This window comes from Frondihabitans cladoniiphilus (assembly GCF_039544345.1).
Classification (GTDB): Bacteria; Actinomycetota; Actinomycetes; order Actinomycetales; family Microbacteriaceae; genus Frondihabitans; species Frondihabitans cladoniiphilus.
In genome coordinates this window covers 1-23,859 of sequence record NZ_BAABLM010000014.1, presented here as the reverse complement: position 1 = coordinate 23,859, position 23,859 = coordinate 1, and the positions used below count along the sequence as shown (strand labels likewise).

Genomic DNA, 23,859 nt, shown 5'->3' with positions numbered 1-23,859 from the left:
GGTGGCTCCTAGGAGTATGTGGCAGTGACGACGAATGGACTTAGCGTGAGCGAATCGACTCTTAGCACTCTGGAAATTTGCGCTGGAGCTGGAGGTCAATCGCTGGGGCTTGAAAAGGCTGGTTTTGGTCACGAGCTTGCTGTCGAAATCGACCGGGACGCCGCGGCGACGCTGCGTGCAAATCGCCCGGACTGGAACGTGCACGAAGGGGACGTCCGAGAAATCGACGGCAAGGCCTACCGCGGCATTGACTTACTGGCCGGGGGCGTTCCGTGCCCGCCGTTCAGTTTCGCTGGACACCAGCTTGGTGCCGATGACGAGCGGGACCTCTTCCCGGAGGCGCTGCGCCTCGTGCGGGAAGCTCGACCCTCGGCTGTCATGCTTGAAAACGTTCGCGGTCTTGCGTCTGCACGATTCACGGTCTATCGGCAGTCCATCCTCACTGAGCTTGAGCGGCTCGGTTATACCGCGGACTGGCAACTCCTCTTCAGCTCTGAATTTGGTGTCCCTCAGTTGCGACCCCGGTTCATCCTGGTCGCCTTCCGTGGCGCCAAGATGAAGAAGTTCCACTGGCCGAGTGCTGTCGGCTCACCGCGGCTGGTTGGAGAGACGTTGCGCCCGCTGATGGGGGCAAATGGGTGGGAAGGCGCGGACGCGTGGGCTCGCGGAGCGGCAGGGATCGCGCCGACCATCGTCGGTGGCTCCAAGAAGCACGGCGGAGCCGACCTTGGCCCGACTCGCGCCAAAAAGGCGTGGCTGGAGCTTGGGGTCGACGGGCGCGGTGTCGCTGACGAAGCGCCCACGGCCGAACACCCTCTCAACCACATCCCCAAGCTGACGAACCCGATGGTCGCGCGTATCCAGGGTTTCGATACGGATTGGCAGTTCACGGGTCGAAAGACAGCCGTGTATCGACAAATCGGGAACGCGTTCCCGCCGCCCGTCGCCGAGCGGGTAGGAACCTCCATCCGGACAGCACTCGGTGCGACCGCGACCCGCAAGCCGTCGCTCAGCATCGTCGCATGACCGTCTCGGGCACCTCCGCTTTCGCCGAAGCCCGACGCCAATTCCACGCCGGCCTTCTTGCCGGAGGTGTCCTCGGCGTCAACGAGAAGGGCGTGCCTAGCAATGCGGACAGCAGCAACCGCACCAGCATCAGTTACGCGCGGGCGATCGCTGACACGTTGAAAGTCGAGACCGTCAGCGAGCGCCTGGCGGGGCAGACATCTGGGGGCGAGTTTGAGCAGGCGACGGCTAATTTTCTCGCCGACACTTTTCCGCAGCTGAGCATGCTCCGGCCAGGTGATTGGGAGATTCGAAAGGTCAGTGGTCGCGGCGCTGCGGCTCAGGCATCTGTCTTCGAGCAGTATGCCCACCTTGTCGATTTGGACCGGGCTGTCAAAGCGAATCCGCAACTGCAAGCAGTGCTGGGCAACGGCTACACCATCGCTCCCGACATCGTGATCTCTCGCGGTTCTGTGGGGGATGACTTCATCAACCGGGGCGGCGAGATCGTCGACGACACAATCGGTCTGCACGCACCTATCCGACGGCGCAACAACCCTGACTTACGGATCCTCCACGCCGTCGTGTCGTGCAAATGGACCATCCGGAGCGATCGAGCGCAAAACTCTCGCTCGGAAGCCCTCAATCTCATCCGTAACCGGAAGGGCCGCTTACCCCACATCGCGGTCGTCACGGCTGAACCGTTGCCGTCACGAATTGCATCAGTCGCTCTTGGCACTGGCGACATCGACTGCGTCTACCACTTCGCTCTCCCCGAGCTGCTTGCAGCCGTAGACAGCGAGGGTCACGGCGATGCCACCGAATCTCTTCACATGATGATCGAAGGCAAACGGCTCAAAGACATCTCCGACCTACCGCTTGACCTCGCCGTCTGACGCTCAACGACAAGTTTCCAGACCCACCAGAGATTTAGAAACGCTACCTACTCGCCACCTTGTGGGGCTCGGCACCAAGAACTACCGGCTGAGTCTCTCTAGAAGCAAATTTCGGTCCACGGTCGGCATACGACGCAACGCATTCCAAGCCTTATCAAGAGACGTTGCAGACCGACGGCCACGACGAGCCCACCGACTGAGGCGCTCCAAGTCCTCTTCCGACAACTCGACTAGGAGTTGCTCGACGTCAATCTGATTCGGCCCCGTCCCTCGCAATCCTGACCGGCAGCGTTTGCATTCCGTCACCAGCTGAACGGACGGTGTGCCGTCTGAGAGGGTGACCTCTCTTCGCGTCACGGCAAGCACAGCGGTCTCGCTCTGATTATCGATGTACGACTCCCCACCCGCCACCCCGCACAGAACACACTGGTAGCTATCGGCTGCGAATACAGCCGCTCGCTGTTTCGCCGATACGGAAGCCTGCCGGTGTTCCACCGCACGCCTTGCCACCGGGTCCCACACCTCCACGCCCGCAGTCACGAAACGCTGTTCGTCTGCCGTGAGGGTCGCGTCTACAGAGTTGGTATCCATGACCCAGCCGTAGTCGCGAAGATCTCGGACTCGCCGGTCGACTTGGGACACACCCGGGAAAGCGGATCGGAGCTGTTCTTTGGTGAAAATGTTCCCCTCGCCAACGACGTCGAGGAGCCATAAAGCAGAGCGAACCATCGTCCCGCCAGGAAACGCAGGATCATTCCAGCGCGGTCGGTTCATGTCCCCAGCAATCCCTTCAAGTGCAGCGGTGGCGTGTCAGGATGTGATCGCCGTCACCGTATTCGCGTTTTGAGCTTAGGAGTTTTTTTGGCACAACAAGCAGGCTCACCTCCAGAGGGCGAAAACATCCGTTCCATCGTGAAAGAACGGCTGGCGCAGTCAGAACGCGAGGACGGCGAGAAACTCACTATCGAGTGGCGCGGCTCGGCTACGCACTTGCACGTCATTGCGATGCCCGTTGAGATGCTCTACTACAACCCTGACACGCATCGCATCCGTGCCCAACGAGGCTTAGATCCGAAACGGGACGCTGTCCTGAGCGCGGACCCGTGGGGGCCCGACGGCCAGGACTATTTGGAGTATCTGCTCAAGACTCAGCCAGCCACCCCGGGAAAGACGGATCCCGAATTTGAAGCCCTCCGTGACAGCCTCGAAGACTTCAGTCAGGAACAACCTGGCCTCATCACCCCCGACGGCATTCTCGTCAACGGAAATACTCGCTGCGCAGCTCTTCGAGAACTCGGAACACGCCACATTCGAGTGGCCGTCTTGCCTGCTGACACCACTCGAGACGACATCAGCGCGGTGGAACTATCCCTCCAGCTTCGCCGAGAAAACAAGCGGGATTATTCCTACATCAACCAGCTCATCGCAATAGAAGAGCAGTTGGCGCGCGGCCGTCGTCCGGAAGAAATTGCCCGTGAATTTCACATCCGGCCCAAAACTTTGGAGCAGGATCGCTGGGTCTACGGGCTCATCCAAGAAGCCATTGAGCGGAGCAGCGACGGCGACGGCGATGGCCTGCGCCTTGTGGACTTTGAAGATCACCAGGAGAAACTGCGTGAACTATATCGGGCCTACACCAAGGAAATTGCAACTGATCGGGACGCCGCCGAGGCTCTGAAGGAATCGCGTCTCGCCATGATCATTCTCGGATTTGCCAAAACCGACGTCCGACTGGCAAAACCCGACTTCCACGAAAAATACCTCGCAGCAAAGCTGCCAGCCAACACTGTGACAGTGGCGGCCCCATCGCACTCCGTCCTGATTCCCGGGCTAGGAATGGCTGTCGCAGATGACAGCGCGACCGTAAAAGCTGCTCGAGAGCTCACGGATGGTGTGCTCCGCGCCCGTGCCGCACTTCGAGTTGGCAGCGCGGTCCCGAGTGTGGACACGGCCCCGTCCGAAAAAGTTCTGGAAAATCTTCGTGGTTCCGTTGAGGCGGCCTTGAAGTTGGCCGGACGAGACGAACGACTTCGTCAACGGAAAGTCGCCGCAGCAGAACGCTTGTCCGATGCAGTTGACTCAATCAATCTCGCGAGTGCGGACGTTGCGCAGTCGCTAGCCACCAAATCTCTTGACGAAGACGCCCTTGATGAGTCACTCACGGAGCTCCGGTCCAGCTTGGAAAAACTGGCTCGTCAAATTAAGCGCGCAGTTTCTGAGCCTGGGGCTGGTGTCGAGTGGCTCGTGTCGTCGATACAGCTGGAATCGCCGTGACGCCAACCGCATTTAGTCTCCAAATTAGTTTCGCCGATGATCCGCTTCGAGCGAGGCTGACTGCCGGGCCCGATCACGCAGACGCTCTCCGACGACTTGCTCCCCGATTTCGGAGTGCTAGTCAGAGGAACCTCCACACCGCAGACTTGGAAATTGATGACCTCCTAGGCAACTTGGTTGTTCTCGCATCATGGCCGGAACCAGAGAGCGTCTCCTGGGATCAGAACCTGGCGGCCCTGGCTCAGTCAGTCCTCGTCGACGCAGCGACGGTAACCGCACAACTGACAGATGTGTCCGCGGAGGAACCCCCTTCAAACGTTAAAGGGCGTTTGGGCACTAACTGGATCGGAAACCTGACCGACTTCCAAGAGCGAGACGTCCAAAAGCTCCTCCGTCTAGGGCATGGCGCAAATTTTTCGGTCCCGGGCGCTGGAAAAACACGCGTGGCATTGGCACTGTTCGCAGCCGCTCGCGAAGCTGGTGAGGTCGAACGCCTTCTCGTTGTTGGGCCGAAATCCAGTTACGCAGCTTGGGAAGAAGAAAACGTCGCGAGTTTTCAGGCGCCCCTCCGCATGAAGATTTTCCAAGGTGTCCCCCCGATCGGGACAGACGTTTTGCTGGTCAACTACGAGCGCCTGGACGGCGCACTGACGCCCCTGTCACACTGGCTCGCCGAAAAACCCTCGATGATCATCCTCGACGAGGCGCATCGGATGAAACTCGGCTCCAACGGGACATATGGAGCTGCCTGCTTGGCACTCGGTCCACGGGCCCGCAAGCGTTTGATACTGACGGGCACCCCAGCGCCAAATGGTGTCCGGGATCTGGAAAATCTTCTTGGATTCGTGTGGCCAGGGCAGGGTAGGCAGGCAGTGACCCGAGCCGTAGCCGGTGGTGACCTTCGTCAGGCAAGCGCTGCCCTTAAGCCGCTTTTCACCCGAACAACAAAGCGGGAACTAGGCCTACGCCCAGAGACCACGTCAATCAAAAGAATTCCCCTGCCTTCGTTGCATCGGGAAATCTATGACGCGCTCATTAACCAAGCCTCTGCGCGGGCGGCGGGCTCCCAAGACGATTTTCAAGCCCTGGGCAAGATCACTGTTTACCTCCTTATGGCGGCGACGAGCCCGGCACTGTTAGCCGTAGGTACAACCCGGCACGAACCACTTGCCTACAGAGTTCCTCCTCTACTTGTTCCTGAGAATGCCCCGCTCTACGAGCTGATGCGAGACCTTCCGGCCTACGAATTTTCACCCAAGTACGAAGAGACGTTGAGGATCGTTGCCACAAACGCTCGCCTCGGTAGAAAAACACTGGTTTGGTCGACGTTTGTCCGCTCGCTCACGACTCTGCAGAGATTGCTCGCCGAATTCCAACCTGCGTTAGTTCACGGCGGAACTGAGGATCGTGACGCCGAAATAAAACGATTCCGCAATGACCCGGACTGCTTGGTCCTCTTGTCCAACCCGGCCACTCTCGGGGAAGGTATTAGCCTTCACCACGACTGCCACGATGCCATCTATGTCGATCGCGATTTTGCTGCCGGCCGCTTCCTCCAGTCCTTAGATCGAATTCATCGATTGGGTCTTCCTCCCGAGACCGAAACCCACATCACCGTTCTGGCTTCTGAGGGCACGATCGACGAGCTTGTTTCACAACGTCTCGAAACCAAGCTGCAGTTCATGGGGCGTATTTTGGACGACCCCGCCGTCGAGCGACTGGGAGATCTCGACGAAGAACCACCCTTTGGTGGCGGGCTCGATGGAGCCGACATCCAAAGTCTCTTAAGACACCTTCATGCCGATCCCGCCTGAGCCAGTACTCCGAGGAGCGATCCGGTGGATGGCTCATTTACCCTCTGCGGGGGTTCCTCGTACTCGAGCTCTTCTCGCGGGCCTAAGCCAGTATTCCGATCTCACGCCAACTCAATACGAGGAGTCGCTGTCCTGGCTACAGCGATCACAGTTGTTCGACCTGGGTGGACGCCAAACACGTCTCGTAACTAATTCCGAGCAGCTGCTGGAGGCCACTCTGCTTTTGGATTCCCCCGCATGGTTCGCTGATGCCGACGTTTTAATCCAGGACGAGACTGAACTACCCGAGGATGTCCTCGCCGCTGGGAAAGCTCTAGGGCTAGATGAAGTCACGACCTACTCAGTAATTCGACGTGTCTGGGGCAAAGTCGATACCGAGCTTCGACGGCAAATCGGAGACGCAGGCGAAGAAGCTCTCCTAGAGCTTCTCCGGCAGTCCGTATCGGCTCGCGTGGACCATGTCGCGGCAGAATCTGATGGGTATGGCTACGACATAAGTGTCACAACCGACGACTTCCAGTGTCACCTTGAGGTGAAGGCAACGACGCGCCTGAACCGATCTACGTTCCATCTTTCTCGAAACGAATTTGAGACCATGAAGCGCGATGCGGACTGGTGCCTTGTCTTAGTGACGCTGGACCGGGACCTCAAGCTCATTGGCCCTATTCGAGCCATTTCTCGGCCTTGGATCCAGCGAACCGCGCCCACGGACACCTCCTGGGAATCAAAGTGGGAGGCAGCTCGCTTCAATGTGCCTTCGGAAGAACAGATCCCCGGTATTCAGCAGCTTCGGGTAGTTATTGGCGATGCGAGCAGTCCTCTAATAACGGGAAGAATCGTCTAAAACGCTCACGAGTTGCCTGTTTTCGATCGCCATAACCGTGGTCCTTTGTTACGCCGACGTGTGGACAGACACGGATCGAGGGGCGGTCGCATCGTGCGCCACCCCACGTCTTCGGATGCGCTCGCAGTCCCGCCACTACAGGGCCCCAAGGTATCTGACAGAAAATCGCTCACCAGCGCCACTTCATGGGTAGTTCAGTCCAAAGGTAAATCCACCACTAACCCGACGCCTGCTGTACAACATGAAGTCGCCAATTGTCCACGTTTCGTTCGGCCGCTATGGTGCAAGCATGTCACTCGCCCTGTTTGGTCTCGGAGCGACCGTGGCCAAACTTACGTTCCGTGCATGGAATTTAACCAACCAGGCCGGTGCGGTGGGTGATGCCTCGGACGCGGTCAAATTATCTGCCTCCTGGTGGAGCAGCAGGAGATCAAAACGGCTCCTGCAACGTGAAATCGATGCCATTCTTCGGATGGAACTCGGAAACCAGCCACCGTCGGGCGTCCGGCGTCAAGCGATTCGCGCATTGCACGCAGACGTTGGAGCCTTGCTGGAACAGCTTCTCGCGACCGACGATGCTCTCGTTCAGGCCGTGGTCCACCCCGATCAACTGACATTGTTTGACCGGCTCGAAACGGGGACCCTCCGTCGCAGCACCGAATTCGCGCTGCAAACTTATCTGGATCGCCTCCTCATAGGCGCCTCAACCGCTTTCGCGCGAGCCGTCGAGAACGCGCCCGGATTGTCCGCGGCCGCCACCGCGTACACGCTTCAAACGCTGAATGCGCTGGACGCCAGGTCGGTATCGACCAGCGCTTTCCTCCGGAACAGGCTCGCCGGAGAGACTCTAGGCGACGTCGAACGACTGCAAATGGATTTGCGCACGAAGACCGGAAAGGAACGTGTCGGCCTGCACGCTCGCACGCTACGCGAACGCAACCGGCTTCCTCTGTTGCAACAGTTGTTCGATGTCTCGGTCCAGCATCGGGCCCTGCTCGGCGACGGAGGCATGGGCAAGAGCGTCCTAGCCGGCGAAGTCGTCACTGCGGCCGGGACGGAACGGCTCGCCTTATTGGTCCGCTGCGATCGTGTCACCGACCCCACAGCCACAAGCGTTGACGACATCGACAAAGCGCTCGGCGTCGCTGCGGGCGCAGACGGGTACCTGAGTCACGCCATCGCCGCGGTAGCTTCCGGCCTGGACCGTCGACCGCTTGTTGTCATCGATACTCTAGACATCATCACTCGCGACAACACGGCGTCTCAAGTAGACGCGGTCTTGTCGCGAGTCGCTCAACACGCAGAGCTCTTTATTACGTGCCGTCAAACTGAATGGGTGGAGTTGCTCGCCAATGGGCCGTTCTGCAGCAGTATCGCGGCTCGGTCAATCTACCCCCTCGCTCCGGTCGAGGTCGTTGCGTGGGTCACCGAATATGCCGCCGGTTTACGCGAGGCCCAAGCCGCGAAGCGGTTCATCGAAAGCGTTGAGTCGGCCCTTAAGGATCCGCGCGCCATTGATGTCCTGGGTGTTCCTCTGCGCCTCGCAATGGCATGCGGCCTGTACGCAGAAGACGGGGCGCTTCCGCCCGGATTGACTGCGTCGCGTTTGTATGAGGAATACTGGGCGAACCGCATTCACGCCGATCGTTACGGGCGAATTACTCAGGAGTCCGACGACGCCGAGACCGCCGCCGACCGCGTCGCCGCCACCATCTGGGAAAGCAGCATCGAGCGGTTTGTCCAGCAGGTACCGGCTCCCGAGATGACCAATGCCGCGCGCCGACACCTCCTTAGCGACGGCATCCTCGACGCCCGTACCGCTTACGTGTCGTTCTTCCACCAGACTTTCGCCGAATTTGCCGTGGCGCGGCATCTCACCTTCCATGGGAGCGTTTCGGATTGGGATCGACTCGGGGAGGGAATGGCTGCGCGTCGCTCCGGGTACTGGGCGATCGCAGGCCACGTGATGCGCCGCGTCGACCTCTCCGAAACTGCGTTTGATCTCGCGGCCGCCGCCGTGCCGAACGACGCAGCCGGTGCTCACACCGTTCTCGGGGGTCTCCTTCTACGTGAGGACGACGACACTACCCGGAGGTGGTGGGAAGAGTTCATTGATAAACGGCCGGAGCGAGTCGCCGCGTGCGCCGAGCTATTGCTCGGTGCTTCCGCGCGCCACGACGCCTACGTTCTGCAAGCCGTCCGAACACTGCTACCTACCGTGACCACGAACTTGACGACGATAGTGCGGGTCTACGCAGAGCGCATCCGCGTCATGCCCGGCGCAAGCGCAAAAATTCACTTCGAATTTGCTCTGGGATCGCTCCTAGATCGACACAGCATCGGCGACCCGTTGGCCGACTCCGAGATTCGGCGTCTGATCGATGCCGTGCTCTCGGTCGAAGGCCCCGCCCAGGAAACGCTCTTCAACGCTGCGGCTAGTTACTACGAGGTCCTTCCTGAAGCCGGCCGCGCCGGTTTCCTCCTCGCCGCCGCCTCATCCGCACGCCTAGACGACGCGATCATTGCACTCAACGTCGCTGCTTTAGTGGCGGTACCAAGTGATGCGTTCAATGCGGCCGTGCAATTGAGCCTGCGTGAGGGACTCGTTGGTGTCGCGGATAGTCGATGGGGAACCTGGCGGGACATTGTAATTGCTGACCATCCGCCGCGATGGCTGGCCGTACTAAATCGTGCGCTTTGCCTCGAGGACGCCGGTCGCATTGATGTCGAAGCCGCCGTTGCGCTCGCTCTTGACCCAGAAGTCACACGCGTGGTGAAGCGGAACGCGACGGGTATGGTCAGGCATATTGCGATCGAGTTCCCGTCGCGGCTCGCAGAGACGCTGCTCACAATCCGTCGGCCCTCCCACGACAAGACTTGGGTCGAGTGGGCGCTGTTGCTTAGCCGGATCGCGCCGGCCCTGACGGGAGAGTGGGCAGGGCGCGTGCACGAAGGGATGCTCGAGGCGGCCGTCGCCGTACCGGACAAACTATGGTCGAGCGTGATCGGCGCGTTCGCTAACGACGGAGTGAAGGTCCAGCGCACGATAGAGCGCTTCATCGAAGTAAGCGCGACTGATCCGACGACCCTGGAGCGGCATGCGGTAAAGCTCCTCGACGCCATGGCCTCAAAACTTCCGTCGACGATCCTCGTGGATCAGGAGCACGCCATCCACTGGTTGTCGGTAAAAATACAACCAATTCCTTTGCGGACCGCGGTGCGGCTCGCTGCCGCTCAGGCTCCGCGATCGCGAGAAGCTCGCGATCGCGCTGTCGCACTCGCTGGTCGAGAACGCACCCTGCAATCAGACCTTGTCCGTATGAGTAAGCGGCGCAGGCACGAGTGGGACGCGCAGAGCTGGTCCGCCGACGGTCTCTCCTGGACAATAACTTTCTTGGATTACGAGGCGCCGAGTGCCGTAATCGACGCCGTTGAGGTGCTCCGCCCGGAGATCGACAGTCCTGGCTGGGACGCACCGACGACGGAACATCTAGTCTCCCGCCTGGTTCGAGGCGTGCTCAATGCTGAGGAGCAGCAACTTACGGGAAAGCTCCTGGAACTACTCGGGGACGTGTCGAATCTGTCCAACCGCGACCGAATCGCCCCGACGCCTCTGCAGTGTCAGAGGGTCCTCGCGGCCTACCGAACTGCGCTGGATGAAACGAGCCCGCGTTTTGCGCGGCACCGGCCGGCCATTTTTTCGCAGATCACGCAGACGATGACTGATGTCTGCAAGCGGCGACTTCCGTCCGGTCAGTTGCTGACTGCGCTGCTCGAGTTAGTTCGCGACGTTGACAGTGCTGCAATCGGGGCACGTGCTACGACCCAACTGCAATCCACTATTGGAGCCATTGCACGCGCCTTTCCCATCGTGTGGGACCGTTCAGATGATTTCATCGACCACGCCCCAGAAGGGAATGTGCTCGCCCTGGCCGAGGCCGCGAAGTGGGTGGACGATCCGGGAGCCGCGACGTTTTTGGAGCGGCTTGCCTCGGCGTCGTCTTCGACTCCGGCCGTCGTGGCCTTCGTTCAGCAACATCAACAACAGCGACGATGATTGTGCGTGCGGGGATGCTCGCCTGGGCAAGTACCAAGAGATTACCTAGACCACGAGTCAAAATAATGTCCCGTCTTCGGACCCTTATCTTCGGCACTGTCCCCGAGGCAGTCTCCGGCGAGAGCTAGTTGACGAGGCGGTGGTTCGCTGCGCCGCCCTAAGCGGAGCGATTGAAATGCCTGTTTTAGCCGCCGCCGCAGGAGCGGTCTCGCAGCCTGCAGCAGCGATCACTGAGCCACCTAACGGGCAAGCGTTAGGTGGTCGCGGTGTAGTCCAAGGAGAAGAGGACGGGGCGGTGGTCGGAGGCGCCCTGCGGGAGGGTTGCTGCGGTGATCGTGGTGAGGCCGGTCATGGTGGCGAGGTCGAATTTACCTCGCATGACGCTGCCCTCTCTGTGGAAGGTGCTGCCGGGCGTGTGGGCGAGGGTGAAGCCACGACGCCGGATGTGCCGGCGGAGCATCCCGAGCAAGATCGGGTGGTTGTAGTCGCCAGCCATCAGTGCCGGGAGGTTGGGGCCGAGGCGTCGGAGGGTTTCGTGGGCGTCGTCGACCTGCACCCTTCGGAACCCGTTCGAGTCCGTGAACGGAGTCCCATGAAACGAGCCCAGGACGAGATCTCTTGCCGCGTCGACGTCCGCGACACGGGCGGCAACGAGACGGTGCCCGGTGCCGCCGATGAGTCGGTCGTGACGTGACGTACTCAGCTGAAACGACGACGCCTCCTCCACGGCGAACCGTGACGCTTTGACGTACAGGCCGACACCGAGCCGGTTCCCGGACGTCCCGACCGCAAGCTGAAGCGAACCGAGACGGCCGGGCAGCGATGACCCGGCTGCTTCCTGAACGCACAGAACGTCGGGGTCGTGAGCGTCAACGAGGTGGCGGAGTTCCAATTGCGCGCGCCCCTGCCACAGGTTGTAGCTCAGCAGCGTGATCGGATTACCAGTACTGGTGGGAGTCACGCGCCGGAGACGTCCTCGCTGGAAGGCGCGAGCTCGGCTGGTGGTGGTGTGTGTGCGGTGGCCTTCCGTATGGCCGGTTTCTTGACCTCGCGGGTCGTGAGGCCGAGGCGATCGGCTACCTCGTTCCGAGGAACACCGAGGTCAAGCATGGAGGCGATGACGGCTTGCGCTTTGGCGCGCGCCTCCTCTGTGACCTTCTCGCCGCGCTTACGCACGGCATCAATCTCTTTGTCGATGCTGGCTTGGATGTCGGCGATCGAGTCGGCGGTAACGAAGTAGTCCGTGGCGAGCTCCTCGAGCTTGTCCTGCTTCTCCCGGAATTCGGCCGCTTTCTCTCGTGCCCGCTGCCTAGCGGCAGTCTGCTTGCCGGACTTTCTGACCTCGGCCATGTGAACCCCCTGATCGATTTAAACCACCATTATGCGCGCCACCCGAAGAGCGCGCGGCCCCGCGGATGGAGGCCAGCAGCGCGATTCAGTGGCATGAACCCACGGCTGACTCGGCTGTCGCCGATCGACCGACGTTCACTTCCACGAGCCTCGTTCCTCGTCACGCTCCCGTTCACTTCCCGGTCTCCCACCACAGCCGCAGTCTCTCCGATCCTGGCCGCTCTCCATCCTCATTCTTCGTCAGTTGATCTGTCACACCTCTGGCATCAATTGATCAACGAGGTAAAGTACCCCCATGATGACCATGCACGTCCTCTCCGCAGGGGACGGGTATGCGTACTACACCAGCGAGACCGCCACGGGCGACGTCGTCCGTGAAAACGGCCGTGAGCTGGGCGACTACTACACCGCAGACGGCAACCCTCCTGGCGTGTGGGTCGGCTCCGGCCTCGACGCTTTAGGCGTCAAGGGCACCGTCACCGAGGATCAGATGAAGGCTCTCTTCGGTGAGGGCCTTCACCCGGACGCTGACCAGATCATCCGCGAGGCGCAGGCGAACGGGAAGACGGCCGAGGAGGCGCAGGACGCCGCCCGGCTCGGCCGTGGTTACTACAACTACGAGCAAGGCGCGACCAGTCTCCGCGCCGCCATCGACGAGGGCTACGCCCGCTTCGAGCGCACCGAGCACCGCGAACCGAACACCGAGGAGCGGCGCGCTATCCGCGTCCGTGAGGGCGCGCAGGCGTTCCGCGAGGCCAAGGGCCGGCCCCCCGCCGACAAGGAAGAGCTGGGCCGGTTCATCACCGCAGCGTCCCGCCCCACGCAGCAGGCCGTGGCCGGTTTTGACCTCGTGTTCTCGCCCGCTAAGAGCGTTTCGACGCTCTGGGGGCTCGGAGACAACGAGACCCGGAAGGTGATCGAGGACGCCCACGAGGAGGCGATAGCGGACACGGTGAAGTACCTCGAAGACGAGGCCATTGCCACCCGTGCCGGCCGGAACGGCGTGGCGCAGATCGACGTCGAGGGCGGGCTGATCGCGACCCGGTTCCGGCACTACGATTCCCGCACTGGTGACCCGCAGCTCCACGACCACTTGGTGGTCGCGAACAAGGTCAAGGGCTCCGATGGGAAGTGGCGCACCATTGACTCCAAGCTTCTGCACCGCCAGGGAGTTGCCGCGTCCGAGTTCTACAACGCCCGCGTGATGGACCTCGTCACGGAGCGTCTGGGCGTCACCACGGAACTCCGCGAGGTCACCCGCGGCAAACGTCCCGTCGTAGAAATTGCGGGCGTGGACGACCGCCTGACCAAGGGGTTCTCCACCCGGTCGGCGGGAATCAAAGACGCCATGAAGAAGCTCGAGCGGGACTATCGCCGCGACCACGGCCGCGCTCCCGACTTGAAGGCTCGGATCGCCCTCGCCCAGCAGGCCACCCTTGACACTCGGCCCCAGAAGGAGACCGCCCGGTCCCTGTCAGCGCTCCGCGATTCCTGGCGCGCCCGCGCTATCGGCATCGTCGGCGGGCGGGTCGTTGACGACGTGGTGGAGTCCGCGAAGCAGGCTGGCGGCGACGCCCGCGCCGTCGCCTCCGGGACCCGTACGACCATCACCACGGAACAGGCCTCAGCCCGGGTAGTGGAAACCGTCTCGGAGCACCACGCGGTCTGGGGGGCGCACATGATCGAAGCCGAGGCTCGCCGCTTCGTGCAGGCCGAACGGACCGAGGGGAACGTGGTCGAGGGCACGGTAGAGCAGATCACCAAGCACGCTCTGACCACGGACTCGATCACCGTCACCCCTCCTGCTCCGCACGGCGCATTCCAGCCCCTCACGCGCAGAGACGGCACGAGTATCTACGAGCACAAGGGAACGCAGCTCCTCACGTCGAGAGCTGTCCTCGTGGCCGAAGACACCCTCCTGGACGCCGCCCGTGCCCGCACCGTCCGCCCCGTCAGCCGGGAGACGTTCGACCGGATCGCGACCGAGCATGGGCAGCACTTGGACTTTGGGCAGCTTGCCCTCGCGGGCGAGTTCGCGACGTCCAGCAACCGCCTCGTCGTCGGCACAGGCCCTGCCGGAACCGGGAAGACCACGGCCCTGCAAGTCGCCGCCCGCGCGATTGAAGCCGAGGGCGGCCGGATGATTGGCCTGGCCCCGTCAGCCGCAGCGGCCGACGTCATGGCCGACGCTATCGGCGTCGAGGCGAACACGATCCACTCGTTCACCCACGGCCACGGCAGCCTGGCCGAACTCCTCGAAGGGGAAGGCCGAATCGAGGGCGTCGACGTGAACCCGGGAGATGTCCTCGTGGTCGATGAGGCCGGCATGGCCGGCAGCACCAACCTCGCAAAGGTGACCCGGATCGCAGAACGCCACGGCGCACACGTCCGCCTGATCGGTGACGATCGCCAGCTCTCCGCAGTCGAAGCAGGAGGCGCACTTCGACTCCTCGAACACGAAGTGGGATCGGTCAAGCTTGAAGAGCTGCACCGGTTCAGTAACCGGGAAGAGGCTGAGGCCACCAAGCTCCTCCGCGACCCCGCGAAGACCGGCGACCCGTTCGCGTGGTACGTGAACAACGGCCGCGTCACGGGGGGCAGTGTTGACCAGATGACGGCCGACGTGTTCTCAGGCTGGCAGCACGACACCGAGGCCGGGTTGCAGTCCGTCATGGTCGCCAAGACCAACGCGACCGTGTCGGAACTGAACGCCCGAGCACAGGCCCTCCGCATCTCCCAGGGAGTCGTGACAGGACGCGAGTCGGCACCGCTCCACGACGGCCTGTCGGCCTACCGTGGCGACACCATCGTCACCCGGCAGAACGACTCGCAGTTGAAAGTCAACGGGGGCCGGGACCGGGTGAAGAACAACGACGTCTGGACCGTCCAGCGTGCACACCAGGACGGTTCCCTGTCGGTCGAGAACGTGAAGAGCGGCGCGAAGATCACCCTCCCGAAGGAGTACGTGGAGAAGAGCGTCGAGCTGGGCTACGCCTCGACCCTGCACCGCACCCAGGGCATGACCGCCGACACCGCCCACGTCATGGCCGACAGCTCGACGTCCCGCGAGCTGGCCTATGTCGGGCTCACCCGCGGTAAGCAGGAGAACCACCTGTACGTCGAGACCGAAGAAGCCCAGCCCGTCTCCGACGTCCTCGCGTCGATCGCACGCACCAGTGACGCGACCCTCTCGGCCACCGAGACGATCCGAGGGGAGCAGGCGCGCGTCGACAACCTGGGGACCCTGATCGACCAGTACGGCGACGTCGCCGATCGCGCCGACGTGATCCGATTCGAGAAAATTGCAGACGAACGCCTTGGCGTCGATATCGCGGGCGAGCTTCGTGGCCACGACAGTTGGGGTGCCGTGGAAGCGGGCCTGCGTCGTGCGGAAGGGGCTGGCCTTGACCCGGCCGAAACCCTCGATCGGGCATGGCGCCAGCGCGACATGACGGGCGCCGAAGACCCAGGCGCGGTCCTCGCCTCTCGGATCACGGACGTCACTGACCGTCAGGCTGCCGAGAACGTGGACAAGCGGCCGCAGGAGTCCTCGCGGGTGCCGGGGTGGATTGCTGATCGCCGGACGCTCGACTCCGAGCACACCGCGCCCGAATGGCGCGAGCACCTGGCTGAGAGGTACGCCTACCTCGAAACCCGCCTCGAGGAGCGCGGCCAGGCGATCGCATCCGAGCCGCCCCAGTGGGCTCTGCAGCTCGGAGACGTCCCGGCCGACGATAACCGCCGCGCCCAGTGGACGCAGCTCGCCGCCGAGGTCGACGTGTTCCGCGAACGCTACCGAGTGCCGGCAGATACCCCCGAAGCAATCCCGGCCGAGTACCGCCAGCGCCCTGTCGGCGCAGACCTCGCCGCCCGGGTGACCGAGCTGAACGGGTCCAAAGCGACCCCTGACCAGACGCCCGCCCTATCAGACGATCGGCAGCAAACAGCCCCGCAAACGGAGGAAATAGACCGTAGAGCCCGCGAGGCGGCTACCGCCTCCCTTGCGCAGCAGTCGACCGCCGCAGTGCCAACTCAGCTAGACGTGGAATCCCGCGAAAGCCAGCGACAAGAAGCCTCAGCGCAGCCCGAACGAGACTCCGTCTTGGAGGCCAAGCGGGCACCCGAGCAGCAGGAACAGTCGGTCACTTCGTCTCGTCGGCCTGAACAGGAGGCCCAGCCGGATCACGGAGCCCCGCAGACGATCGATACGTCTGTGACTGCGCGGGACCGCGTTTCGCGGGCCAATCAGGCCAGCACCAACCAAACCGCAGTGCAACGAGACGAGACCCCATCGGCTCAGAAACCCGCATCGGCGCAATCCCAGAGTTCGAAAGAACAGATTGGCGGAGGTGAGCGGCTGACGGCCGCGGAGCGAGTCGCACGCGCGCGACAGGCAGCCGAGGAACGCCGACAACAAGACACCGACCGGGAACGCTGACACCGCCTTCTTGGCTGCGGTGTCGGTGTGGGACGGCAGGATAGACGTATCAGGGACAATCGCACTTCCCCGCCGACCGCAAGCCAGGCCGGTCTGGGGTAAGTGGATGGAGGGGAGGCATGATGACGTGGGGTCCGCAAGCACACGGGGGCGCCGCCGCCCCGAACCTTAAGCGTGGAGGTGGGTGGCTGTGGTGGTTCCCCGTCCTCTGGGCATTCACCTTCCCCGCCTGGCTGATTGGGCTCCTCGCCTCCATCGGCACCCCGGTTGGCTTCGCTTGCCCCGGCACCAAACCCAGCGACCCACAGAACTGCCCTGACGTCACCCGCCCCTTGATCGCGGGGCAGATGCAAGGCTTTGGGGATCTGCTGCTATGGGCGTTCATCCTCACGGGCGCGATCGGTGTCTGGATCGGTTGGCTGAATGGCCGACGTGCCACCCGCCCCTTCTACGCTCGCCCGTACCTCACAATCGCTGCGTTCGTTGTTTCGCTTCCCCAGGCCATCGCTTACCTCATCGGTTACTTCCTGGGTCGGCTCCCTCGCACCGGTCGCCCCAAGAGTCCGTCGAAGCGAGCGCTGTCGAGGACCGAGTCCCATCAACTGATCGCTGCCCCGAACACGGTCGCTGCCATCACCGACCGGATCGCCGGTCGCACCGGGAAGCTCCCCGGAGCGGTCCTTGGCTGGTCACTGGATGGCAGCGACACTCTCGTCACCGCTCCCCCACGCGGCGGCGTCCTCGTCCTCGGGCCTCCCGGATCCGGTAAAACTAGCGCCGTCCTCATCCCCAGCGTCCTGATCGCGCCGGGCGCGTGTGTGTCGTCGTCGATCAAATCCGACATCATGATCGCCACAGCCCCCACCAGGGCCGGCAAAGGACGCGTATGGCACTTCGATCCGGGCGGCGACGAAATCACCCCACCCGGAATTGAACCTGTCCGCTGGTCACCGCTTGTGTCAGTCCGCAGCTGGGACGACGCCCTCCAAGTCGGTCAAACCATGGCCGAACCCCTCTTCCAAGGCGGGAACGGCGGTAACGATCGGCACTTCATCGGCCGTGCCACCGACTGGGTGCAGACACTTCTTTACGCCGCCCACCTCGGCGCCCTACCAATCGCCGCCGTCGCCCGCTGGGCCCTATCCGCAGCCGACGAGGACACCCAGACCGAGATCGTTACCATCCTCGGCGACGCTGAAGCGGACGGTGATGAAGGGGCAGGTATTGCCGTTCAAAAACTCCTCGGGCTGATCGCGACCCCAGACAAGGAGCGCGGATCGATCATCTCCACCATGGTCGGCCTCCTCCGCGTTTACGACTCGGTCAGCGCCCGCAAAGTCGGCGACAACCCCAACTTTGACCCACGAACATTTGTCGAATCCAACGACACCCTCTACATCACCGCCCGGCCGGACAAGCAGAGCCTGTACGCCCCGCTCCTCGCGGCACTGCTCGAGCAGATCCGCTTTGAAACGTACGACCGGACAAAAAGGGAACAAGCAGGCCTCGAGCAAGTCCTCCCACACGTCACCTTCGCTCTGGATGAAGCCAACACCACCGCACCAATCCCCCTGCCCGCGATCATTTCCGAAGCCGGTGGCCAGGGCCTGCACATCATCGTCGGAATCCAAGCCCTCGGCCCCGCAGTCGCCCGCTGGGGCGACGCCGCGAGATCATTCCTCACCCTCTTCCCCACGAAGGTCATCTTTCGCGGCGTCTTCGACAAAGACACCGTTAGTGCCTTGAGCTCCGCCTCTGGCGAGTACGACCGCCAAATGACCTCGTACTCCGTCTCTACGTCGTACCTGGGTAAGTACTCGCTACCCATCCAGCAAGTCACCCCGAGCTACACCGCCCAGCGGCAACAGGTCCTTACCGAAGGTGACATCACCTCCATCCCCCGAGGACGAGCTCTTGTCTGGGACGGACCCACCTGGGGTCTCCTCGGCATCGGCATGCACTGGAACACGGCGGTATGGCAAGCAGTTAGCGGCCAGGTACTACTTCCGACGCTTCCGAGCGGGTCGAATTGAATCGGTCGTTAGGTAGGGGCAACTAGAAGGCAACGCGGAATTGATTGCGTCGCTCCCCCTCAGTCGTGCGCGGAGGAAAGCTCTTGAGCCGTAGCCATGATGGTTGCCGCGACGGTCATGATCTGCTCATTTCGAGAGAACGCCACTGCCAGCTTGTCATCAAGAATCCGTGTCTCTTGGGAGTTCAAGCCGTCCACGGAAATGGTGTCACTCAGCGTGTCATAGATGATCTTCATTGTGTTTCATGCCCTTCCGAGGAACGATTGCGGCCCGTTGGGGAGCTCTGCCCGTCTTGATGCCCTCGTAATGAGATCGAACGGGTCCTCCCCCAGCGCACGGCAAAGCATGATCAACTCCACAACCGTGACGGGGCGTTGGCCGCGGAGAATTCGGTAGATCGAGTCATGGCTCACAGCTGCTAACCGTGCCCACGCACGAACTTTAATGTTCGCGATCGCCAAGGCGCCACGCAGCTCCGCAGCCAGAGCCTCTTGCAGAGCGTCAGCAGCCTCGTTGCCGCTGATATGCACCTCGTCAGTGGGGCGGCTGTCAGGGTCTGCGCCACCACCTGCACGCAAATTTATCATGTGGAAATGCTACCAAGAAGCAGATGCCCTAAATCGTTGCGATTTCGCTAGATCCACTGAGATTTCGGTCAGGCATGGACATATGCGTTTATGGTTCGATCTCTCCGGGAGCTTTGGCCATTCCGATGCCACCCGCAACCATCGCCATCACTCCCACGCCTTGCATTATGAGACCGGCAGAAGCTACAGCGGCACCCAGTGAGCTGGGTCGAGCGGACAGTATCCAGCCGTTCGGTGCAAGGGCATTTCCGCCTACCGTAAGTGCGGCTCCGCCGCAAAACGCCAGGATTGACCTGGCTAGAAATTTACTGAACACGACTTGATCCAAGCACGATCGCTTGGCTAGGCCAGCCCGCTCTCTTTTTGGAGTACCGGGATTGCAGAGAAGTCTGCGGTAACCCAGGCTCGGGCTGAGGCGCTCCATTCATGCGCACCTGCCCTCAGACCTTCGATCCACCACGTGACCAAAGTCGACAGAGATCGGCACCGGCCGTAGACCTCGTTGTCAAAGCCAAAGCTTGGATCCGTTTGGTGGATCTCGACCGGTTCAGTGTGACCTGGTCGGCAGTCGATGGCTTTGGTGTAGTTGTCTAATGCCAGACGCAACCATCCTCTCCCTGCTCCCCAGTCAAATTCCTCGAGTCCTGGCTCGGGGTCGTCGTAGGTCTCAAGGTCTACTTGGATGTAGCGATCGACAGCCTGATCGAGGGCAGCCGGCCATATTCCTGGAAAGTGGACGCTGGAGCCATTGGCCCAACCAAACCACGTGATCAATTCGCTGGGCGGTTCCATGTCAATGCGCTTCAACTGGAACCGGACGGCGTCCTCAGACAACCCAGGCTTGAGATATTCGCGAGGGGAAAACCCTCGTGACGACACCTCGCGCTCATACGTTTTTAGGAGCCCGGCAAGGAGGCCAGGAGTCCAGTCTCGAACAGCCGGAATTCCATTATCAAGATAAATTTCTGGTAGGTCTCGCAAGGTCATTGGTTCTCCCCGTCGGAACAGATCCACGTCGTAGGCAGCATGTTCATTGGCACGACGAGGAAGTTCCTTTTTGGGTCACCTTTGGGCTGGGCTGGGAGACTACATTGTCTGCCGAATGCGGTGTAGTACCCGCCTTGGGAGGCGTTGTGGGAAGCGCTGATGCTCCTCAGCGATACGTCTGTCGCGGGTGATCCATCTGGGGCGGTGAACACCTGAGCGCCCTGCTCACTGGAGTAATAGGGGAATTCGTCGCACTGAGTTCCCGTTCCGCCTTGGCAGTTTTGCGCCTTGAAGGGATCAATCCAAGTCCGATCGGTTTCGGTGTCCTTCTCTGCGCTGGTTTCATAGGTGAGTTCGAAGAAGTTGGGGTTCGCAGCGATGGCGTCGGCATCGTGCTGCGTCGCTTCTGACGGAGCGCCACGGTACTGGCCAGTGGCGAAGATGCTCTCGGTCTCGCACTTGGAAGGATCGATACTCGCCTGGACGGCGTCCGCGACACATTGCCGTTTGATCAGCTCCAAGGGAGATTGAGGGGCAGTGGGAGCGACCGTAATCGGTGCCGGTGTCGGGTACGGTTCCGAAGGGGAATCGTCTCCGTCGCCTGCAGGCGAGGAGGGCTGGGGCTGAGGTTCTTGCTGGTTGTAATTCCAGAGTGGGTCCTGAGCAGGCGGAGCATCCGTGTAGGGAACGAAGGTCTGGGAACCGGTAACGCTCGGGCAGAGAGTCCCACCCAAGACTGCCGAACAGCCGGAAGGTACGGGATCGCTGGATGACGTTCCCCCGTTTGCGGCCGAATAGGAGGAGGCTGTCGTTCCGGTGTTGGCTAGTAGTGCGGCAATTTGCGCCGCGGAGGCTGTTTTCAAGAACGTCTCGAAGAACGTTTGCAGCGACGTTCCTTGCTGGCGTGCCTCTTCGCACTCGATTTGTTGATCGTTCAGGCTTGAGCCCTGTTGGTGTGTTCCGACAGGAAAGGCTTCAACGCATGGATCCGCCGAATTCGCCAAGTTTGCGGTAGCCAGTCGCGCTGCGGCGTCAAGGTCGTGCCCAAATGCGACGTCCTCTGACAAAGGGATGTCAGGCGTCGCAAGTGGCGCCCCGTGATCGCCGATGAAATTAATGTTGATGGAAGCAAGATCGTTCATATTGAACGACGGCGAAGTAAAGCTGCCGCTGATCGAATTGACCCCCCCGTAATAGTTGGGGAGCGACAGACTGGTGTAGCTGCCTGACGCTCCGTGCACGTCGATACTCCCAATGCAGTAACTGCTGTAATGGCAAGGCGATGAGGGCGAGGTCCGTATTCCGCTGGCGGAGAGAGAGAAATGGATCGACAGCCGGCCATCGCTCCCCCGGGTGACTGAACCGACATTTGCATGTACATAGCTTTGGTCTTGGGGAGAAGAGTCGTCAGCGTTCGCAGCGCCAGTTCCTGTCGCAAGACTTGCGACAACAAGACCCGCCAAGGCGAGCGAAGTCCCGACTGCCCGAATTTTGCGGTTCCACGACCAACGCATTGTTCCCCCAGGTGTTATTTCCGCAGACCGCTCGAGGACTCGATCTCGACGGTATTTGGGAAGCTATCGGAGTTCTGAAGTCGGAGCAGTCGGCCTTATGGAGGACTTACCCCGGACGAATTAGCCCGTTCAGGCAGAACTTTCCGCTGATGCCCCGTGGCCGCGGGGTGCGGGCCTAATGCGGTAGATGGGCTGAGCGACACGCCGGACCGGCTGCCCCACTTAACCATTGGGCCAGAGTTAAGTTGCGGCATGGCCCCCAGACGCCGCCCTCGTGGCACCCTCATGGACCCCGTTCCAATGGGGTATGTCGTCGAACGACCCTCTAAGGAGAAGTTCGACGCGATTGCCGTACGCGCCGGGATCTCGTCGGCCGTCCTGTTCGAGCTGGTCGTCGACCACCTCGAACTCACAGACCAGGGCATTCCAGTGTGGATGCCTGAGCAGAACCGAGACGGGGAGCTGCCTATCAACTCGGCCTAACAAGAAAGGCCCCCGCTTTCGCGAGGGCCTAAAGCTCTTGGCTCTTACCTGCATCTTGTTTGGCGACGGGAACAGGTTTCGAGCTACTTGGGATAAAGACCGGCTTTGAGGGCCGGGCCTTTGTCGTACCGCTTTCCATTCCTGGAAGGAGGTAGGGCCATAGTAACCCCTGCCCCCACGCTCTCGCATCCCCATGTTTCCGGCGTTTCCGATCTTCGCCGTTCCACCCAAACGGGGGTCATTCCGTCGACGCCCGACGCCGGACGCAGCGGACGCACCCACCGCACGCCTCGTACGGCCCAGACTCGGCCGCGGGTTCGTGGCTCCTACCTCCTCCGTGCCCCTGAGGATGCCTACGCCGGTGTGCGCTCCCCCACATCCCAACGGGCATGGGTGGCCGCTACCGCCGCCGTCTTGGCCACGCCGGCAGGAGAGGCCCACAGGCGGCGAATCTCGATCAAAGCCTCGACGTTCATGGCCTTCGTCGCGGCCGAGGCAGCAACGGCCAACCGGCACACGGGCCGGAACGTCGCGACCTCTCACGACACCCTCGCCCGCACGGTGGGACGGGCCAAGATCACTGCCCGGCGTGCCCGTGCTCTCATGGAGGCCCTGGGCTGCCTCGTGACCATTCGTACCGGCCGGTACCTTCTGGCCCTCGAACGCCTTGAAGCGTCCGACCACCATGGCGGGCAACAGCTTCGCGCCGCGTCCCTCCGTGCCCTGAACATGCCAGAAACACTGGGAACCGTCACAAATGAGCACCTAGCTACTGCTTCTCGCCTTAACCCATCTACCTACCAACTTAAACACTCACCAAAGAGCGGCAAGCCGCACTCGGAAGCCGCTTCGCGGCCACAGCATCAACGACAGAAGGCAAAATTCCAGCCCGGACCTTACGAACCACGACCCCTCGCCGTACAGAAGCTCGCCGCAGCGCTCGTCTACGAGATCCCCTGGCTCCCCCGCGAGACGTCGACCCTCCGCGTGCAACGCACGATCCACCGATCCGGGTTCGACGCCGAGAGGTTCAGCTACGCCGACCTCATTTGCATTTGGTTCGAGCTGGACAAAGAGCTGCACCAGACCCCGAAGGAGGCCGGCGCGGTCAACGACCCCGAGGCCTACCTCGCCGCACGCATGAAGCTCGCCGCCAACTACGTCCGCTGGTTCAGCACCGTCCCTGCCCGTGAACAACCGTGATTGGTCTTCACGCCAATTCGACGATGCTGTGGTGCTCCCATGGTTCCCCCAGCTCGGTCAGGAGCGGCACTGCGCTTTGCCGAGGCCTTAGGTCAAGCATCCTCGCGTGGCAGAACTCCACCGCCGCCCTAACCGACTTCTTCTCGGCCATCCACACCCGATCGACCACCCGAGCACCGTCACCGTAGATGTCCACCCGATCGACCTCGTGACCGGCACCCCAGGTCACCCGTAGCCAGGCGAGGGGTCGCAAGGACTCGTCATCGTCGGGGCGGAGTCGGCCAGTACGGGTGTCGTCCCAGGCGAGCTGATAGCTAGTCACCCTTCGAGGATCGCACCGACTCCTGACTCTGACTTCGGACCTACTAGTTAGT

At 61.9% G+C, this 23,859-nt stretch carries 16 protein-coding genes; 9 read left to right on the top strand and 7 right to left on the bottom strand.

Going from position 1 to position 23,859, the window contains the following annotated elements; translation table 11 throughout:
* The first annotated feature begins 45 nt into the window (after positions 1–45).
* The 6 genes from ABEA39_RS18755 (at position 46) to ABEA39_RS18735 (ending at position 10,890) form a co-directional block, all read left to right on the top strand.
* A complete protein-coding gene (locus ABEA39_RS18755) occupies positions 46–1,026 on the top strand; it encodes a DNA cytosine methyltransferase (RefSeq protein ID WP_345377501.1) in 981 nt (326 codons plus the stop codon).
* Entirely contained in the window at positions 1,023–1,901 is an 879-nt protein-coding gene (locus ABEA39_RS18750) for an NgoMIV family type II restriction endonuclease (RefSeq protein WP_345377500.1), read from the top strand. Before ABEA39_RS18755 ends, ABEA39_RS18750 begins: the two co-directional genes overlap by 4 nt.
* 861 nt (positions 1,902–2,762) lie before the next feature.
* Positions 2,763–4,175: a transcriptional regulator gene (locus ABEA39_RS18745; RefSeq protein ID WP_345377499.1), complete on the top strand. Its 1,413-nt coding sequence runs from the start codon at positions 2,763–2,765 to the stop codon at positions 4,173–4,175.
* 146 nt (positions 4,176–4,321) lie between these two features.
* On the top strand, positions 4,322–5,989 hold the full coding sequence (locus ABEA39_RS18740) for a DEAD/DEAH box helicase (protein WP_345377498.1): 1,668 nt from the start codon (positions 4,322–4,324) through the stop codon (positions 5,987–5,989).
* Positions 5,973–6,833, top strand: coding sequence for a protein NO VEIN domain-containing protein (locus tag ABEA39_RS18870; RefSeq protein WP_425557001.1), 861 nt, complete (start codon positions 5,973–5,975; stop codon positions 6,831–6,833). Before ABEA39_RS18740 ends, ABEA39_RS18870 begins: the two co-directional genes overlap by 17 nt.
* Positions 6,834–7,122: 289 nt before the next feature.
* A complete protein-coding gene (locus ABEA39_RS18735) occupies positions 7,123–10,890 on the top strand; it encodes an NACHT domain-containing protein (protein ID WP_345377497.1) in 3,768 nt (1,255 codons plus the stop codon).
* Between the two features lie 253 nt (positions 10,891–11,143).
* On the opposite strand, the gene ABEA39_RS18730 is transcribed toward ABEA39_RS18735, so the two are convergent.
* A complete protein-coding gene (locus ABEA39_RS18730; RefSeq protein WP_345377496.1) occupies positions 11,144–11,851 on the bottom strand; it encodes an endonuclease/exonuclease/phosphatase family protein in 708 nt (235 codons plus the stop codon).
* Entirely contained in the window at positions 11,848–12,240 is a 393-nt protein-coding gene (locus ABEA39_RS18725; protein WP_345377495.1) for a hypothetical protein, read from the bottom strand. Before ABEA39_RS18725 ends, ABEA39_RS18730 begins: the two co-directional genes overlap by 4 nt.
* A 295-nt stretch (positions 12,241–12,535) precedes the next feature.
* Here ABEA39_RS18725 and mobF point away from each other — a divergent pair, with 295 nt between their 5' ends.
* Positions 12,536–16,678: a MobF family relaxase gene (gene mobF / locus ABEA39_RS18720; RefSeq protein ID WP_345377494.1), complete on the top strand. Its 4,143-nt coding sequence runs from the start codon at positions 12,536–12,538 to the stop codon at positions 16,676–16,678.
* A gap of 119 nt (positions 16,679–16,797) precedes the next feature.
* The gene (locus ABEA39_RS18715; RefSeq protein WP_345377493.1) at positions 16,798–18,711 is read left to right on the top strand and encodes a type IV secretory system conjugative DNA transfer family protein; all 1,914 of its coding nucleotides are present in this window, start codon (positions 16,798–16,800) and stop codon (positions 18,709–18,711) included.
* Between the two features lie 59 nt (positions 18,712–18,770).
* Here ABEA39_RS18715 and ABEA39_RS18710 read toward each other — a convergent pair whose 3' ends face one another.
* The 4 genes from ABEA39_RS18710 to ABEA39_RS18700 all read right to left on the bottom strand — a co-directional run bounded on the left by ABEA39_RS18710 (position 18,771) and on the right by ABEA39_RS18700 (position 21,526).
* Complete coding sequence (locus ABEA39_RS18710) at positions 18,771–18,947, bottom strand: hypothetical protein (RefSeq protein WP_345377492.1); 177 nt, start codon at positions 18,945–18,947, stop codon at positions 18,771–18,773.
* Between the two features lie 6 nt (positions 18,948–18,953).
* Entirely contained in the window at positions 18,954–19,298 is a 345-nt protein-coding gene (locus ABEA39_RS18865; protein ID WP_425557000.1) for a helix-turn-helix domain-containing protein, read from the bottom strand.
* Positions 19,299–19,640: 342 nt separating this feature from the next.
* Positions 19,641–20,285: a hypothetical protein gene (locus ABEA39_RS18705; protein WP_345377491.1), complete on the bottom strand. Its 645-nt coding sequence runs from the start codon at positions 20,283–20,285 to the stop codon at positions 19,641–19,643.
* The gene (locus ABEA39_RS18700; RefSeq protein WP_345377490.1) at positions 20,282–21,526 is read right to left on the bottom strand and encodes a NucA/NucB deoxyribonuclease domain-containing protein; all 1,245 of its coding nucleotides are present in this window, start codon (positions 21,524–21,526) and stop codon (positions 20,282–20,284) included. The genes ABEA39_RS18705 and ABEA39_RS18700 overlap by 4 nt, the downstream gene beginning before the upstream one ends.
* Before the next feature lie 1,230 nt (positions 21,527–22,756).
* Between ABEA39_RS18700 and ABEA39_RS18695 the strand changes: the two genes are divergently transcribed.
* Entirely contained in the window at positions 22,757–23,485 is a 729-nt protein-coding gene (locus ABEA39_RS18695) for a hypothetical protein (protein WP_345377489.1), read from the top strand.
* A 7-nt stretch (positions 23,486–23,492) separates the two neighbouring features.
* Here ABEA39_RS18695 and ABEA39_RS18690 read toward each other — a convergent pair whose 3' ends face one another.
* On the bottom strand, positions 23,493–23,807 hold the full coding sequence (locus tag ABEA39_RS18690; protein ID WP_345377488.1) for a hypothetical protein: 315 nt from the start codon (positions 23,805–23,807) through the stop codon (positions 23,493–23,495).
* Between the last annotated feature and the right edge of the window lie 52 nt (positions 23,808–23,859).